This is a genomic window from Leisingera thetidis, assembly GCF_025857195.1.
Taxonomy (GTDB): Bacteria; Pseudomonadota; Alphaproteobacteria; order Rhodobacterales; family Rhodobacteraceae; genus Leisingera; species Leisingera thetidis.
On record NZ_CP109787.1, the window covers coordinates 2,610,238 to 2,625,217 of the forward strand.

General features: G+C 65.9%; 14 protein-coding genes. 8 read left to right on the forward strand and 6 right to left on the reverse strand.

Going from position 1 to position 14,980, the window contains the following annotated elements; all coding sequences use genetic code 11:
* Positions 1-5: 5 nt before the first annotated feature.
* Together argF and OKQ63_RS12510 are read right to left on the reverse strand one after the other, a co-directional pair.
* Positions 6-932 carry an ornithine carbamoyltransferase gene (gene argF / locus OKQ63_RS12505; RefSeq protein ID WP_264210406.1) on the reverse strand — a complete coding sequence of 309 codons (927 nt, stop codon included), beginning with the start codon at positions 930-932 and terminating at the stop codon, positions 6-8.
* A 79-nt stretch (positions 933-1,011) separates the two neighbouring features.
* Positions 1,012-2,187, reverse strand: a complete 1,176-nt coding sequence (locus OKQ63_RS12510; RefSeq protein WP_264210407.1) for an aspartate aminotransferase family protein — start codon at positions 2,185-2,187, stop codon at positions 1,012-1,014.
* A gap of 408 nt (positions 2,188-2,595) precedes the next feature.
* Between OKQ63_RS12510 and OKQ63_RS12515 the strand changes: the two genes are divergently transcribed.
* Both OKQ63_RS12515 and OKQ63_RS12520 read left to right on the forward strand, forming a co-directional pair.
* A complete protein-coding gene (locus OKQ63_RS12515) occupies positions 2,596-3,513 on the forward strand; it encodes a DMT family transporter (protein WP_264210408.1) in 918 nt (305 codons plus the stop codon).
* Positions 3,514-3,633: 120 nt separating this feature from the next.
* Positions 3,634-4,872, forward strand: a complete 1,239-nt coding sequence (locus OKQ63_RS12520) for an MFS transporter (protein WP_264210409.1) — start codon at positions 3,634-3,636, stop codon at positions 4,870-4,872.
* 19 nt (positions 4,873-4,891) lie between these two features.
* Here OKQ63_RS12520 and OKQ63_RS12525 read toward each other — a convergent pair whose 3' ends face one another.
* Positions 4,892-5,704: an ABC transporter permease gene (locus tag OKQ63_RS12525; protein ID WP_264210410.1), complete on the reverse strand. Its 813-nt coding sequence runs from the start codon at positions 5,702-5,704 to the stop codon at positions 4,892-4,894.
* A 160-nt stretch (positions 5,705-5,864) separates the two neighbouring features.
* Here OKQ63_RS12525 and OKQ63_RS12530 point away from each other — a divergent pair, with 160 nt between their 5' ends.
* Positions 5,865-6,461 (forward strand): GcrA family cell cycle regulator, encoded by a 597-nt coding sequence (locus tag OKQ63_RS12530; protein WP_264210411.1) that lies wholly within the window; start codon positions 5,865-5,867, stop codon positions 6,459-6,461.
* A 102-nt stretch (positions 6,462-6,563) separates the two neighbouring features.
* Here OKQ63_RS12530 and OKQ63_RS12535 read toward each other — a convergent pair whose 3' ends face one another.
* Positions 6,564-7,082: a YHS domain-containing (seleno)protein gene (locus OKQ63_RS12535; RefSeq protein ID WP_264210412.1), complete on the reverse strand. Its 519-nt coding sequence runs from the start codon at positions 7,080-7,082 to the stop codon at positions 6,564-6,566.
* Between the two features lie 271 nt (positions 7,083-7,353).
* On the opposite strand from OKQ63_RS12535, the gene yghU reads away from it, so the two are divergent.
* Positions 7,354-8,229 (forward strand): glutathione-dependent disulfide-bond oxidoreductase, encoded by an 876-nt coding sequence (gene yghU, locus OKQ63_RS12540; protein ID WP_264210413.1) that lies wholly within the window; start codon positions 7,354-7,356, stop codon positions 8,227-8,229.
* Positions 8,230-8,584: 355 nt separating this feature from the next.
* Here the strand turns inward: yghU and OKQ63_RS12545 are convergent, their stop codons facing one another.
* Both OKQ63_RS12545 and OKQ63_RS12550 read right to left on the reverse strand, forming a co-directional pair.
* A complete protein-coding gene (locus OKQ63_RS12545) occupies positions 8,585-9,376 on the reverse strand; it encodes an SseB family protein (RefSeq protein ID WP_264210414.1) in 792 nt (263 codons plus the stop codon).
* Entirely contained in the window at positions 9,373-9,990 is a 618-nt protein-coding gene (locus OKQ63_RS12550; RefSeq protein WP_264210415.1) for a uracil-DNA glycosylase family protein, read from the reverse strand. The genes OKQ63_RS12545 and OKQ63_RS12550 overlap by 4 nt, the downstream gene beginning before the upstream one ends.
* Positions 9,991-10,230: 240 nt before the next feature.
* Between OKQ63_RS12550 and OKQ63_RS12555 the strand changes: the two genes are divergently transcribed.
* From OKQ63_RS12555 to OKQ63_RS12570, 4 genes are read left to right on the forward strand one after another with little or no spacing between them, the layout of a single operon-like run.
* The gene (locus tag OKQ63_RS12555) at positions 10,231-10,890 is read left to right on the forward strand and encodes an ABC transporter ATP-binding protein (protein WP_264210416.1); all 660 of its coding nucleotides are present in this window, start codon (positions 10,231-10,233) and stop codon (positions 10,888-10,890) included.
* Positions 10,868-12,574: a KpsE/RkpR family capsule polysaccharide export protein gene (locus OKQ63_RS12560; protein ID WP_264210417.1), complete on the forward strand. Its 1,707-nt coding sequence runs from the start codon at positions 10,868-10,870 to the stop codon at positions 12,572-12,574. The genes OKQ63_RS12555 and OKQ63_RS12560 overlap by 23 nt, the downstream gene beginning before the upstream one ends.
* Before the next feature lie 15 nt (positions 12,575-12,589).
* Positions 12,590-13,423 (forward strand): 3-deoxy-8-phosphooctulonate synthase, encoded by an 834-nt coding sequence (gene kdsA, locus OKQ63_RS12565; protein ID WP_264210418.1) that lies wholly within the window; start codon positions 12,590-12,592, stop codon positions 13,421-13,423.
* Between the two features lie 21 nt (positions 13,424-13,444).
* Complete coding sequence (locus tag OKQ63_RS12570; protein ID WP_264210419.1) at positions 13,445-14,941, forward strand: phosphomannomutase/phosphoglucomutase; 1,497 nt, start codon at positions 13,445-13,447, stop codon at positions 14,939-14,941.
* Positions 14,942-14,980: the final 39 nt, after the last annotated feature.

The following is a 14,980-nucleotide window of genomic DNA, read 5'->3' on the forward strand; positions in this document are numbered from 1 at the left end:
TGCGCTCAGCCGCCCAGGCACCAGCGCATGATGGCCTTTTGCGCATGCAGCCGGTTTTCCGCCTCGTCAAAGATCACCGACTGCGGCCCGTCCATCACCGCGCTCGTCACTTCCTCCTCGCGGTGGGCCGGCAGGCAGTGCATGAACAGCGCATCCGGCTTGGCATGGGCCATCAGCGCGTCATTCACCTGGTAGGGCCGCAGCATGTTGTGGCGGCGCTCCTTGGAGGACTGGCTGTCATGCATCGACACCCAGGTGTCGGCCACCACCAGATCGGCGCCCTCGACCGCCTTCGCCGCATCGCGCTCGATCACGATTTTCGAACCGGCCTTGCGCGCCAGACCGACGAATTCCTCTTCCGGGTCCAGCTGCGACGGGCCGGTGAAGGTGAAGTCGAAACCGAACTGGCCGGCCGCATGCAGGAAGGACGCGCAGACGTTGTTGCCATCGCCGCACCATACCACCTTCTTGCCCTTGATCGGGCCGCGGTGCTCCTCATAGGTCTGCACGTCGGCCATGATCTGGCAGGGGTGGGTGCGGTCGGTGAGGCCGTTGATCACCGGCACGTCCGAGTATTCCGCCATCTCGGTCAGCACGGTTTCGTCAAAGGTGCGGATCATGATCATGTCGACATAGCGCGACAGCACCCGGGCGGTGTCGGCGATGGTCTCGCCATGGCCCAGCTGCATGTCCTTGCCGCTGAGCACCATGGTCTCGCCGCCCATCTGGCGCACGCCGACATCAAAGGAAACGCGGGTCCGGGTCGAGGGCTTTTCGAAAATCAGCGCCACCATCCGGTCCTTCAGCGGCAGCTCATCGTCCAGCGCCGCCTTGGGACGGCCAAGGCGCGCTTGTTTGGCCGCCTTGGCCTGATCAATGATCCTGCGCAGGTCGGCCGGATCGGTTTTGTGGATGTCGAGGAAATGGTTCATGTCAGTATCGCTTCTGGCTGGCGAAGACCGGGGGCTGCCTGCCCCCGGACCCCCGGGAGTATTTCTGCAAAGGTGAAGCTCAGGCGGCTGCGACCTGGGCGGCGGTTTTTTCAAGGCGGCTGACGGCTTCGGCGATGTCTTCATCCGTCAGCGTCAGCGGCGGCAGCAGGCGGATCACGTTGTCCGCGGCCGGTACGGTGATCAGCTCGTTGTCATAGCCTGCTTTCACCACATCGGCATTCGCCGTCTTGCACTTGAGGCCCAGCATCAGGCCGGCGCCGCGCACCTCCTCGAAGACCTCCGGGTGGCCGGCAACCAGCCCTTCCAGCTGCTGCCGAAGCAAGCCCGCCTTGCGGTTCACCTCGGCCAGGAACGCCGGGTCCGCCACATGGTTCATCACCGCGCAGCCGACCGCGCAGCCCAAGGGGTTGCCGCCGTAGGTGGAGCCGTGGGTGCCCGCGGTCATGCCGCTGGCGGCCTCTTCGGTGGCCAGCACCGCGCCCAGCGGGAAGCCGCCGCCGATGCCCTTGGCCACCATCATGATGTCCGGGGTGATGCCCGCCCATTCATGGGCAAACAGCTTGCCGGTTCGCCCGACGCCGCATTGCACCTCGTCGAGGATCAGCAGAATGCCGTGGTCGTCGCAAATCGCGCGCAGCGCCTTCAGCTCGGCATCCGGGACCGGGCGGATGCCGCCCTCGCCCTGCACCGGCTCGATCAGGATCGCGGCGGTGTTTTCACTGATGGCATCGGTGACACCGTCCAGATCGCCGAAGGTCAGATGCACGAAGCCGGGCAGCAGCGGGCCGAAGCCCTTGACCATCTTCTCCGACCCCGCGGCGGCGATGCCCGCCGAGGAGCGGCCGTGGAAGGAGCCGTCGAAGGTGATGATCTCCACCCGCTCGGGCCGGCCCTTGTCGTAGAAGTACTTGCGCGCCATCTTCACCGCCAGCTCGCAGGCCTCGGTGCCCGAATTGGTGAAGAACACGGTGTCGGCAAAGGTGTGCTCCACCAGCTTGTCCGCCAGCGCCTGCTGCTGCGGGATCTGGTAGAGGTTGGAGACATGCCACAAGGCCTGCGCCTGCGTGGTCAGCGCCTCGACCAGCGCCGGATGGGCATGGCCCAGCGCGTTCACGGCAATGCCGCTGCCCAGATCCAGGAATCGGCGCCCGTCCGCCGTGGTCAGCCAGGCGCCTTCGCCTTTGACGAATTCAAGCGGTGCACGGTTGTAGGTCGGCAGAACGGACGGGATCATCAGGATCATCCTTTTCATGGAGTGAAGCCAAAGCTGTGACTCAGCAAAGGCCAAGGGTCAACGGCGGGTCAACGGTTTTTGAAAGGGGGATGTGCCGGGCTGCGGCACAACGGATCAAGGGGCCGGTTACGCCAGGCGGCGTCGGCGTCGCGGAAGGGTGATGTCTGCGCGTTTGATCATGGGCAGGTTCCATAGTGGAGGATCGGGCGAAAGAAAACCCCTTTTGTGCAGGCAGGGCCGCCAAACCGCCGGATCATCCGGCGCCTCGTGTCATCTTTCCCGAAATACACCGGTGTGTATCGGCCGCAAGGCCGGGAGGGGCAGCGCCCCTTCTGCGCCGCCGCGGCACGGCAGGCGGCGCAGCGTTTCCTCTTGCATCCCGCGGCGGCATGCCGCACCGCTTTGGACATGAGCATCGCGACGCCCCAGAACCCGCCGCTGGCCGCTGCCCTGATCCTGGCCGCGACAACTTTCATTGCCGGCACCACGCTGCTGGCCAAGGCATTGGGAACGGATCTGCTGGGCGCACCGCTGCACCCGATGCAGATCAGCCATGGGCGGTTTGTCTTTGCTTTCCTTGCGATTTCAGCAGTGGTGATCGCCCTGCGCCCGCGGTTCACCCGGCCGCATTGGGGGTATCATATCGGCCGCACCTCCTTTGGCTGGGCCGGGGTCACGCTGATGTTTGCCTCGGTGGCCTACATCCCGCTGGCCGATGCCACCGCGATCACCTTTCTGAACCCGGTGTTCGGCATGCTGCTGGCGGTCCCGCTGCTGGGAGAGCGGGTCGGCCCCTGGCGCTGGGGCGCTGCTGCCATTGCGCTGGCAGGCGCCATGGTGCTGCTGCGGCCCGCGCCCGCCAGTTTCCAGCCCGCCGCCATGCTGGCGCTGGGGGCGGCAGCGGTGATGGGGCTGGAGCTGATCTTCATCAAGAAACTGGCGGGCCGCGAGGCGCCCTTGCAGGTGCTGTGGGTCAACAACCTGCTGGGCCTGGGCATCGCCACCTGCGCGGTACTGCCGGTCTGGCAGATGCCCAGCCCCGGCCAATGGGGCGCCTTGGCGGCGCTGGGGCTGCTGATGGCCTGTGCCCAGGCCTGTTTCATCAACGGCATGGCGCGGGCTGACGCGTCTTTCGTGGCGCCATTCAGCTACGCCACGCTGGTCTTTGCCGCGCTTTACGACTTCCTGGGTTTCGGCATCGTGCCCGACGCTGTGTCCTTTCTTGGCGCCTTCATCATCCTGGCGGGGGCTGCCATTCTCGCCTGGCGCGAGGGGCGGCCCGTTCCCCCGGCGGGCCGCGCCGCCGCCGCCGCAAACAATCCCTAGCCGGGCCTCTCGAAAAGTTATTTCCCGCGGCAGGCCCAGCTGCGACCCCGGCGTCGAAAACCGGCATTTTCCGCCTCTCCTGCGCGCCACCCTGCCCGTTGACAGGAGAGGAGCACGCAGATGCACGAGAGGCGAATTCCCGAATGGCTGCGCCATGCGCCAGTGCCTTCGGTCCGGGATTTCGGCATCCTGGCCGGGCTGGAGGCCGTGGTGCGCGGCACTTTGATCTCGGTCTTTCCGCTGGCCATGTACCGCGCCCTGGGCGATGCCGGAATGGTTTCGGCCTCCTATTTCGGGATCGGCATCCTGTCGCTTCTGGCCGGGCTGATGATCCCCGCGCTGATCCGGCTGGTGCCGCGCCGCTGGGCCTATTCGCTGGGGGCGCTGATGTTCGTCGTCTCGGCGGGGTTCGCCATCGAAGGCAGCCCGGCGTCGGTGCTGGCCGCGCTGGCACTGAACACGGTGGCGGCCGTGACCGCCTTCATCTGTTTCAATGCCTATGTGCTTGATTACATCTCCCGGGCCGAACTGGGGCAATGCGAGACCTCGCGGATGTTCTATTCGGCGCTTGGCTGGACCGCAGGGCCGATGGCCGGTGTGCTGCTGCTGGAGGTCTGGCCCCCCGCGCCGTTCCTGATATCCGGCGCTGCCGCATTGGTGATGCTGGCCGCCTTCTGGTGGATGCGGATGGGCAACGGCAAGCAGATTGCCCGCGCCCGCGGCCCCGCCTCGAGCCCGCTGAAATACCTGCCGCGGTTCCTGGACCAGCCGCGGCTGGTCACCGGCTGGCTGTTTGCGGTGATCCGTTCGGCCGGCTGGTGGATCTATGTGGTCTACCTGCCGATCTTTGCCATCGAAAAGGGGCTTGGGCAGGAACTGGGCGGCATCCTGCTGTCAGTGACCAACGGCTGCCTGTTCGCGGCGCCGCTGCTGCAGCGCTGGGTGCAGCGGCATTCGATCCGGCAGGCCGTGCGCACGGGGTTTCTGATTGTCACCCTCTGCTTCGGCGCTGCGGCGGCGCTGCAGGACTGGCCCGCAGTTTCGGTGGGTCTGCTGATGGCGGGGTCGGCGGCGCTGATCCTGCTGGACATCTGCGGCGGGCTGCCATTTCTGATGGCGGTGAAACCCTCCGAGCGCACCGAGATGTCGGCGGTCTATTCCAGCTACCGCGACATCTCCGGCATTGTGACGCCGGGGGCCGCCTGGCTGGTGCTGATGGTGGCGCCGCTGGCCGGGATTTTTGCAGCCGGCGCCGCGGCTGCCGCCTATGCCGCCCTGCTGGCAGGCAAGCTGCACCCGCGGCTGGGACGAGGGAAGACGGCGCCTGCGCCAGTGGAAGATCCCCTGCCCGCCGAGTAGCAGCCTCAGGGTTTCAGCCTCAGGGTTTCAGCCGGTAGCCCGTGCGCAGCATGGCCCAGGCCAGCAGGCAGACCGCACAGGTGGCGCCGCTGCAGACCGCCAGTCCCAGCAAGGGCGGGCTGTCCGAGGTGCCGATCACCCCGAATCGCACCCCGTCGATCAGGTAGAACACCGGGTTCAGATGCGAGATGGCTTTCAGAACCGGCGGCAGCGCCTCGACCGAATAGAAGGTGCCGGACAGGAAGGCGAGCGGCGTGACGATGAAATTGGTGATCGCCGCCATCTGGTCGAACTTGTCGGCAAACACCCCGGCGACGATGCCCAGGCCGCCCAGAAACGCCGCCCCCAGCACGATGAACACCAGCGCCGTCAGCGGATGCGCGGGCACGATCTGCAGCACCGCCATCAGCCCCAGCCCGATGCCCAGCGCCACCAGCGTGCCGCGGGCCACGGCGCCCGCCAGATAGCCAAGCAGAATCTCCAGCCCCGACAAGGGCGGCATCAATGTGTCAACGATGTTGCCCTGCACCTTGGCAATCACGATCGAGGAGGATGTATTGGCAAAAGCGTTCTGAATCACCGTCATCATCATGATGCCCGGCGCCAGAAATGTCAGGAACGGCACCCCCATCACATCGCCGCGCCGCGGGCCGATGGCGATGTTGAAGATCATCAGGAACAGCGCCGCCGTCATCAGCGGCGCCAGCAGGGTCTGGGTCCAGACCGCCAGGAACCGCTTCACCTCGCGCCAGGCCAGCGCCCGCAGTCCCAGCCAGTTCACCCGCCCGAACCGCCGCGCGCCCAATTCCACCTGATACCCCTGATCCGCCATGCTGCCCCCGTTTTCCGCTGCTTTGCCTGCATAACGGCTGCGGCATGGGGCGCAAGATGCCTTGTAACTCCGCCCGCAGTGATTAAAATAGAGCGATCATACGGATTAGGATGGCGGCCGCAGAAACCCTGGGGCCGCTATTAGCTTGGAAAGGCAACATATGTCCTGGACAGACGAGCGCGTCGAACTGCTCAAGAAAATGTGGGGCGAAGGCCAGTCGGCCAGCCAGATCGCCAAGGAACTGGGCGGCGTGACCCGCAACGCTGTGATCGGCAAGGTGCACCGCCTCGGCCTGTCCAACCGCAACAGCGGCACAACCAAGGCGGCCGAGCCGAAGGAAAAGCCCGCAGCAGCCCCTGCCGCGGCGCCGAAACCTGCGGCCGCAGCCAAGCCCAAGCCGCAGCCCAAGACCGAGCCGGCCCGCCCCGCAGCGGCCCAGCCCGCAGCGGCCGAGGCCAAGCCCGCCACCCCGGCACGCCGCCAGATCATCCCGGCCGGCCAGCCGCTGCCGCCGCAGCCTTCGGCCAATGAAATCAGCCCCGAGGCGCTGGCCAAGGTCAACGAGATCGAGAAGAAGGCCAAGAAGCTGGGCCTGATGGAGCTGACCGAGCGCACCTGCAAATGGCCGGTCGGCGACCCGGCGACCGAGGATTTCTGGTTCTGCGGCCTGCCCTCGCAGCAGGGCAAGCCCTATTGCGAGGCGCATGTGGGCGTGGCGTTCCAGCCGATGTCCTCGCGCCGCGACCGCCGCCGCTGAGCGGCCCGCATCAGCAATGTAACAAACCCGCGCCATCCAGCGCGGGTTTTTCTTTTGGCATGCCCGGTTTGCGGTCCGGCCACGCCGGGCTTCCGCCGCGGATCAGTTCGCCGCCGGGCCTTCGGAGGTGAAGTTCGGGATCACGCTGTCCGAGGCGTCCTCCGGCTCGATGCCCGGCCAGTTGCCCTCCGCCAGGGCGATGTTGCCGGGAATGTCCGCTTCCCAGAAGCCGACGACATTCTTTGTGATGTTCAGGTACAGCTTGTCATCGACGATGCGCCACAGGTTCGGGTTGGCCGGCACCTTGCCGCCCTTGGACACGCCATAGGCGCAGTGGCCGTCATACTGCGGTGCGTAAAAAGCCGGGTTTGCCAGAAACTTGTCGCGGTTTTCTGCCGTCGAAAAGGCCCAGGTGGCGCCGTTGTACCCGGCAGTGAACTCTGCATGGCCCCGCACCGGTGCGGTCTGGGGCGCGCCGACCGGGTTCATGTCCAGGCTGCGGTAGGCCACCACATCATAGCCGGACACGGCAAACCCGGTGCCGTCGACATATTGCTCGCCCGCAAAGGCCGGCAGGGCAAAGGACAGCGCTGCGGCAGCAGCAAATGCAAAACGCTTCATGAAATCATCCCTTTCATCGGTGATCGTTTGTTTCCGGGGCCGGCCTTCTGTCCCGGCTTCGGGTCAGACATTATAGGCTTGGCTGAAAATGCGAAGGGGGGCTCACGCGGCTGTGTGCACAGACGAGACCTCGTGAGCACCATGAAAATTTCCTCCCCCCATACCTTCCAGTCATTGGAATTTCGAAATATCCTCTTATCTCTGCCAAGGCCGATTGCCGCAGCGCGTGCGATTGACCGCCAACAGGAACAACCAGAGCAAGGCCCGACAGATGAGCGACACCCCCTATACCCCGCCGAAAGTCTGGAAGTGGGAGCAAGAGAACGGCGGCGAGTTTGCCTCCACCAACCGCCCCGTGGCCGGCGCCACCCACGACAAGGAGCTGCCGACCGGCAAACACCCGCTGCAGCTTTACTCGCTGGCGACGCCGAACGGGGTGAAGGTCACGGTGATGCTGGAGGAACTGCTGGCCAAGGGCCACGCGGGCGCCGAATATGACGCCTGGATCATCCGCATCGGCGATGGCGATCAATTCGGCTCGGGCTTTGTGGAGATCAATCCGAACTCCAAGATCCCGGCGCTGCTGGACCGCAGCGGCGGCGAACCTGTCCGGGTGTTCGAAAGCGCGTCGATCCTGATGCATCTGGCCGAGAAGTTCGGAGAGTTTCTGCCCAAGCACGGCACCGCGCGCACCGAGACCCTGAACTGGCTGTTCTGGCAGATGGGCAGCGCGCCCTACCTGGGCGGCGGGTTCGGCCATTTCTATGCCTATGCGCCGGAGAAATGGCAGTATCCGATCGACCGCTTTGCGATGGAGAGCAAACGCCAGCTCGACGTGCTGGACCGGCAGCTGGCGGAGCGGAGCTATATCGCGGGCGAGGACTATACCATTGCCGATATCGCGATCTGGCCCTGGTACGGCCAGCTGGTTCTGGGCCGCCTCTATGATGCCGCCGAATTCCTGGACGCGCAAAGCTACAGGAATGTGGTCCGCTGGGCCAAGGCGATCGACGCCCGCCCGGCGGTGCAGCGCGGCCGCATGGTGAACCGGTCGTTCGGCGACTTGGAGATGCAGCTGCACGAGCGCCACGATGCCAGCGACTTCGAGACCCGCACCCAGGACAAGCTGGAACCGGCAGCGGAGTAACCGCCAGCCAGGCCCTCCCGCGCCCGCGAAAGCCCGGGCCATGCCCGGGCTTCCTTATGCGGCCTTGGGCCCGGCGCCGCGCTGGCGCGCGGCGCGCCACCGTCAGAAACAAACCGCCCGCCTTTTGACGGGTCAAGGGCTGCGCAAGCAGCCGCGCGGCAGCGCGGTTCACCCTTGACGCGGCAAAAGGAGGGCAAATCCTTGAGATGGCGCCTTAAGGGCAAACCTGCCCTTAGGCGCGTCTCAGCAGGGACCTGCGCTGTGCGCCAGCACAGCGCCACGCCCGCCTGCTCCGGCACATTTGAAAAATGTGCCGGAGCAGGCGGGAGCGCCCCCGTCCTGATCACCGCTTCCGCTACACCAGCCGCGGCGGCTTGTCCGGATCGCTGCCCGGCACGGCCGGCTTATAAGCCTCGGGAGCGGGCGGCTGCGGCAGGTCGAACCGCAATCCGACCCGCGCCAGGCTGGCCGCCGCCGGGTCCTCTTCCGCGAAGAAACCGACATCCATCGCGCCGGCCTCGATGCCGGAGAACGTCAGCGCCTCGCTTGCCGCCTTGGCCAGCGACGGCTGCGCGGCTTCCTTGGCGCCGACAAAGCCCAGGAGATGCCCCTGCCCGCCGCCGGCATAGCGCACCCCGGCGAGGTAGGCCGCCGCCGCCAGCCCGCCCGCCGTGGCCAGCTTGGCGTCCAGCGCCGTCAGCAGCGCTTCCGGCAGGCCCTGCGGGGCGGTGAAGGCCTCCACTCCGGTTTCCACCTCGTCCGGGCCATGGCCCAACGTCCGATGCAGCCAGCCAACCGCCGCCGCCGGGATCAGAATTGCGGAGGGCGCCACCTCCAGGTTCACCCCCAGACCAATCTCCTGCCCGGCCAGCATCTGCACCACCACCCGCCCCGACAGCGCCGCATAGGGCACCGCCTTGCCGGCGAACTGCGCCAGCCGCTCCTCGCGGTCGAACACCAGCACAAAGGCGCCCTCGGGGGTCTCGAACAGCTCCGGCGAGATCCGGTCCCCGTCCGCTTCCTCTGCCAGCATCAGGAACAGCTCGGCATCCGCCAGCCGCTCATAAAACCGCAGCCGTGCGGCGTCGTCGCCGGGGGCCGCCTCCATTGCGGCATGGGCCAGATCCAGCGGGGTTTCATCTGTCATTGCATCAGCTCCTTCACCCGGGCCTGCAGCACCGGCAGCAGCTCGGCCTCGAACCAGGGGTTTTTCTTCAGCCATGCGGTATTACGCCAGGACGGATGCGGCAAGGGGAAGACCTGCGGCGCATGATCCCGCCAGCCGCGCACCAGCTCCGTCACCGGCCCCTTCACCCCCAGGTGAAAGCGCTGCGCATGGGCCCCGACCAGCAGCTTGAGCCGGACCTGCGGCAGCTGCGCCATCACCAGATGGTGCCAGGTCCTGCCGCAGATGGCAGGCGGCGGCAGGTCGGCCTTTTTGGCGCTGTAGCCGGGGAAACAGAACGCCATCGGCACCACCGCCACCCGGTCCTTGTCATAGAACTCCGCCCCGGTCAGCCCCAGCCAGGCGCGCAGCCGGTCGCCCGAGGGGTCGGTAAACGGCCGGCCGCTTTCATGCACTCGCGCCCCCGGCGCCTGGCCGGCAATCAGGATCCGGGCCGTGGGGCGGAACCACACCACCGGGCGCGGCGCATGCGCGGTGGCGGTGGCGGCAAAGCGTTCGGCACAGATCCGGCAGTTGCGAATCTGCGCCTTAAGCTGCCGGCTGCCGCTCTTTGTTTCACCCTTGAAAACAGCCATCCCCCGCTCCGCTTGTCCGGTCCGCCCGCAAAAACCCGGCCGAAAAGCCGGCCGCAGGCCCATTTCGTTAAAACTTCGTTGAACATCTATGACACAATTCGACATAATAAGGCCAAATTCGCGGCGTAGGCCATTAACACTCTTTTGATAGAAATGAGACGCGGGCACGCAAGAAAGCCCGTGCAGCATGAGGCATACCGAGCCCGCCGCAGGGCCGCATGGGCAGCACCGGGACAAGCGATGCTTGAGTTTGAAAACGTCAGCAAGTCCTTCTGGACGGGAACCCAGCGCAAGGTGATCCTTGACCGCGTGTCGTTCCGCGTCGAGGCGGGCAAATCGCTGGGCGTGCTGGCCCCGAACGGCACCGGCAAGACCACGCTGATCAACATGATGGCCGGGCTGGAAAAACCGGATGAGGGCGAAATCCGCCGCAATTGCAAGATCTCTTTCCCGCTGGGCTTCATGGGCGGCGTGATCAGCCGCCTGTCGGCGATGGAAAACAGCCGCTATATTGCCAAGCTCTACGGGCTGGACCCGGACTATGTGGAGGCTTATTGCCGCTGGCTGTGCGGCCTGCAGGAGTATTTCGACCAGCCGATCGGCACCTACTCCTCGGGCATGCGGGCGCGGTTCAGCTTCTCGCTGATGCTGGCGCTGGATTTCGATATCTACCTGATCGACGAAGGCATGCCCAGCACCACGGATGTGGAGTTCAACCGCAAGGCCGGCGAGATCCTGCAGGAGCGGCTGCAGACCACCACCATCATCATCGTCTCGCACCAGGCCAAGACGCTGGAAAAATTTGCCCGTTCAGCTGCCGTCCTTCTGCAGGGCCAGCTGCACATGTTTGACACTTTGGAAGAAGCGAAACAGCTCTATGACTATGAAACCGAGAGCTAAGAAGTTCCGCATCCGGCGCAGCCCTGCGGCCGCCGGAACCGCCGAAGCCGAGGCCCCGCCGCAGCCGGCGGGCGCGTCGGCGCAGCCGCAGCCCCAGACCGCCCAAACCGCCGCCGCATCCCCGGCTCAGGCCGCCGCCGCATCCCCGGCTCAGGCTGCGGCCGCCCCCGGGGCTCCGGCCGGCAGCACTCCCGGCGGCCCGCCGATGTCCGGCATGGTCAGCTCCGCCCGTGAAACCAAGCTGGAAACCGATATCGACACGATCCGCCGCGAAGGCCTGACCGGCCGCCAGCTGCGTCTGGCCCGCCGGATGGCGCAAAAGCAGAACCTGGCAGCCACATCGGATTTTGAAGCCGTGCGGATGCTGCGCGAACGCGGCATCGACCCGTTCAAGCGCGCCAACATGCTGGAACTGGTGGTGCCGCAGAACAAGGCGCAGCCCGTCGGCACCCCGGCGGCGCCGGGCGCAGTCCAGCTGCCGCAGACGGTGCCTGCCGCCAAGACCACCCTGCCCTCGACCGAGCTCAGCCCGGCCGAGCGGCGCAACCGCGAAATTCAGCAGATCCAGCGCGATATCGCCCGCCGCCGCCGCCGCCGACTGACGCTGCTGGCGGCGCGGCTGGTGTTCTTCGTGCTGCTGCCGACGCTGGCCGCCGGGTATTACTTCTATTCCGCGGCGACGCCGATGTATTCCTCCAAATCGGAGTTCCTGGTGCTCAAGGCCGACAGCGCGGCCGGCGGCATGGGCGGGCTTCTGTCCGGCACCCAATTCGCCACCAGCCAGGACTCGATCGCAGTGCAAAGCTACCTGATGTCCAAGGAGGCGATGCTGCGGCTGGACCGCGAGGCCGGCTTCAAGGCGCATTTCACCCAGGCCTGGCTGGACCCGATCCAGCGCCTGGAAAGCGACCCGACCAACGAACAGGCCTACGCCACCTACACCCGCAACGTGAAGATCGGCTACGACCCGACGGAAGGGGTTGTGCGGATGGAAGTCTCCGCCGCCGATCCCGCAGCCGCGGCGGAGTTTTCGCGCAAGCTGATTTCCTATGCCCAGGAGAAGGTGAACAACCTCTCGCAGCAGAAACGCGCCGATCAGATGGCCGAAGCCGCCTCTGCCCTGACCGATGCCGAGGTGCAGCGCCGCGCCGCCCAGGAACGGCTGGTGGTGCTGCAGCAGCAGGGTGCTGTTCTGGATCCCGAAGGCGTCGTGGCCTCGCTGCGTCAGCAGATCAGCACCTTTGAAATCCAGCTGGAGGAAAAGCGGCTGGAACTGGCCGCCCTGCAGGACAACGCGCGCCCCAACCGGGCCAAGGTGTCCGGCGCCGAGGCCGACATCCGGCGGCTGGAAACGGTGATCGAAAGCCTCAACAACCGGATGGTGGATGCCTCGGCCGGCGAAAACTCGCTGGCCAACCTGCGGATCCAGATCCAGATGGCCCAGGCCGACCTCGCCACCCGCGACCTGATGCTGCAATCGGCTTTGCAGCAAGTGGAAACCACCCGTCTGGAGGCCAACCGCCAGGTCCGCTACCTGACCACCGCGGTGGAGCCGGTGCCGAGCGAGGAACCGTCATACCCGCGCAAGTTCGAGAATACCGTTTTGGCTTTCCTGATCTTTTCCGGTATTTACCTGATGTGCTCGCTCACCGCATCGATCCTGCGGGAACAGGTCTCATCATAACGCTATCGGAAGCTCATGAAAAACATCGATATCGCCGGCCTCACCCTCGGCAATGATTGTCCGCTGACCATCATTGCCGGCCCCTGCCAGCTGGAAACCGCGGACCACGCCCGGATGATTGCCGGCGCCCTCAAGGACGCCTGCGAAAAGGCCGGCGCCCAATTCGTGTTCAAGGCCTCCTACGACAAGGCCAACCGCACCTCGCTGTCCGGCGTGCGCGGGCTCGGCATTGACGAGGGGCTGAAGGTTCTGGACGGGATCCGCCGCGAGTTCGATGTGCCGGTGCTGACCGACGTCCACACCGAGGCGCAATGCGCCGCCGCGGCCGAGGCTGTCGACATCCTGCAGATCCCGGCCTTCCTGTGCCGCCAGACCGACATGCTGCTGGCAGCAGGGCGCACCGGCAAGGCGGTCAACATCAAGAAGGGCCAGTTCCTGGCGCCCTGGGACATGGCCAATGTGGTTGCCAAGGTGGAAAGCACCGGCAACACCAACATCCTGCTGACCGAGCGCGGCACCTCCTTCGGCTACAACACGCTTGTCGCCGACATGCGCGCGCTGCCGCAGATGGCGCAGGGCGGCTACCCGGTGGTGATGGATGCCACCCATTCGGTGCAGCAGCCCGGCGGCAAGGGCGGCTCCACCGGCGGCCAGCGCGAATTTGCGCCGCTGATGGCGCGCGCGGCGGTGTCGCTGGGCATTTCGGCGGTGTTCATCGAGACCCATCAGGACCCGGACAACGCGCCGTCCGACGGGCCGAACATGATCTATCTCGACCAGATGCCGCAGCTGATCGGCAGCCTGATGCGCTTTGATGCGCTGGCCAAGGCCGACCCCATCCGTATTTGACCCAAGCAAGAGATTTCAGACATGACCAAACCGCTGTCCGAGGTGACCCCGAACACCTGGAGCTTTCTGCGCGACGCGATGATCACGCCCACGGGCTTCCGCGAATATGACGCACGCTGGAAATACCCGGAGGAAATCAACCTCCCCGGCATGACCGCCTTGGGCCTCGGCCTCGGCACCCAGATGCGCAAGCGCGGCATCGCGCCGGTGATCGCGGTCGGCAACGACTACCGCGACTACTCGCTGGCGATCAAGAATGCGCTGATCCTCGGCCTGATGCAGGCGGGCATTCAGGTCAAGGACATCGGCCCGGCGCTATCGCCGATGGCCTATTTCGCCCAGTTCCACCTCGATGTGCCCGCGGTCGCCATGGTCACCGCCAGCCACAACCCGAACGGCTGGACCGGCGTCAAGATGGGCTTTGACCGCCCGCTGACCCACGGCCCGGACGAGATGGCAGAGCTGCGCGACATCGTGCTGAACGGCGAAGGCCGGCCCGCGCCCGGTGGCTCCTACGAATTCGTGGACGGCGTCAAGGAAGCCTATCTCGACGATCTGGTGGGCGATTTCAAAATGTCCCGCCCGCTGAAAGTGGTCTGCGCCACCGGCAACGGCACCGCCTCCGCCTTTGCGCCGGAGCTGTTTGCCCGCATGGGCGTCGAGGTGGTCGAAAGCCACAACCGGCTCGACTATACCTTCCCGCATTACAACCCCAACCCCGAAGCGATGGAGATGCTGCACGACATGTCGGCATCGGTGAAAGCCTCGGGCGCCGACCTGGCGCTGGGTTTTGACGGCGACGGCGACCGCTGCGGCGTGGTGGATGACGAGGGCGAGGAGATCTTTGCCGACAAGGTCGGCGTGATCATGGCCCGCGACCTCAGCAAGATCTATCCGAATGCCACCTTTGTGGCGGATGTGAAATCGACCGGCCTGTTTGCCTCCGATCCGGAGCTGCAGAAGAACGGCGTCACCGCCGACTACTGGAAGACCGGCCACAGCCACATGAAGCGGCGGGTGAAGGAAATCGGCGCGCTGGCCGGGTTCGAGAAATCCGGCCACTACTTCCTGGCCGAACCTGTCGGCCGCGGCTACGACTGCGGCATGCGCGTCGCGGTCGAGATCTGCAAGATGCTGGACCGCAACCCGGACCAGTCGATGTCGGACCTGCGCAAGGCGCTGCCCAAGACCTGGTCGACCCCGACCATGTCGCCCCATTGCGCCGACACCGAGAAATACACCGTGCTGGAGCGGCTGGTGCAGAAACTGGCGGCCAAGCATGAGGCGGGCGAGGAATTCGCAGGCCGCGCCATCAAGGAGGTCGTCACCGTGAACGGTGCGCGGGTGATCTTGGACAACGGCTCCTGGGGGCTGGTGCGGGCGTCGTCCAACACGCCGAACCTGGTGGTGGTCTGCGAAAGCTCGCAAAGCGAAGCCGAGATGCGCGCGATTTTCGCGGATATCGACGCGGTGATCCGCACCGAACCGCTGGTCGGCGACTACGACCAGACCATCTGATCCCCGGACCCAAAGGGATTTCGCCTGCTGCGCAGGCGA

Excerpts from the sequence above, each read along its gene's own strand:
- argF (WP_264210406.1), bottom strand. The coding sequence starts at position 932 with ATGAACCATTTCCTCGACATCCACAAAACCGATCCGGCCGACCTGCGC.
- OKQ63_RS12510 (WP_264210407.1), bottom strand. The coding sequence starts at position 2,187 with ATGATCCCGTCCGTTCTGCCGACCTACAACCGTGCACCGCTTGAATTC.
- OKQ63_RS12515 (WP_264210408.1), top strand. The coding sequence starts at position 2,596 with ATGAGCATCGCGACGCCCCAGAACCCGCCGCTGGCCGCTGCCCTGATC.
- OKQ63_RS12520 (WP_264210409.1), top strand. The coding sequence starts at position 3,634 with ATGCACGAGAGGCGAATTCCCGAATGGCTGCGCCATGCGCCAGTGCCT.
- OKQ63_RS12525 (WP_264210410.1), bottom strand. The coding sequence starts at position 5,704 with ATGGCGGATCAGGGGTATCAGGTGGAATTGGGCGCGCGGCGGTTCGGG.
- OKQ63_RS12530 (WP_264210411.1), top strand. The coding sequence starts at position 5,865 with ATGTCCTGGACAGACGAGCGCGTCGAACTGCTCAAGAAAATGTGGGGC.
- OKQ63_RS12535 (WP_264210412.1), bottom strand. The coding sequence starts at position 7,082 with ATGAAGCGTTTTGCATTTGCTGCTGCCGCAGCGCTGTCCTTTGCCCTG.
- yghU (WP_264210413.1), top strand. The coding sequence starts at position 7,354 with ATGAGCGACACCCCCTATACCCCGCCGAAAGTCTGGAAGTGGGAGCAA.
- OKQ63_RS12545 (WP_264210414.1), bottom strand. The coding sequence starts at position 9,376 with ATGACAGATGAAACCCCGCTGGATCTGGCCCATGCCGCAATGGAGGCG.
- OKQ63_RS12550 (WP_264210415.1), bottom strand. The coding sequence starts at position 9,990 with ATGGCTGTTTTCAAGGGTGAAACAAAGAGCGGCAGCCGGCAGCTTAAG.
- OKQ63_RS12555 (WP_264210416.1), top strand. The coding sequence starts at position 10,231 with ATGCTTGAGTTTGAAAACGTCAGCAAGTCCTTCTGGACGGGAACCCAG.
- OKQ63_RS12560 (WP_264210417.1), top strand. The coding sequence starts at position 10,868 with ATGACTATGAAACCGAGAGCTAAGAAGTTCCGCATCCGGCGCAGCCCT.
- kdsA (WP_264210418.1), top strand. The coding sequence starts at position 12,590 with ATGAAAAACATCGATATCGCCGGCCTCACCCTCGGCAATGATTGTCCG.
- OKQ63_RS12570 (WP_264210419.1), top strand. The coding sequence starts at position 13,445 with ATGACCAAACCGCTGTCCGAGGTGACCCCGAACACCTGGAGCTTTCTG.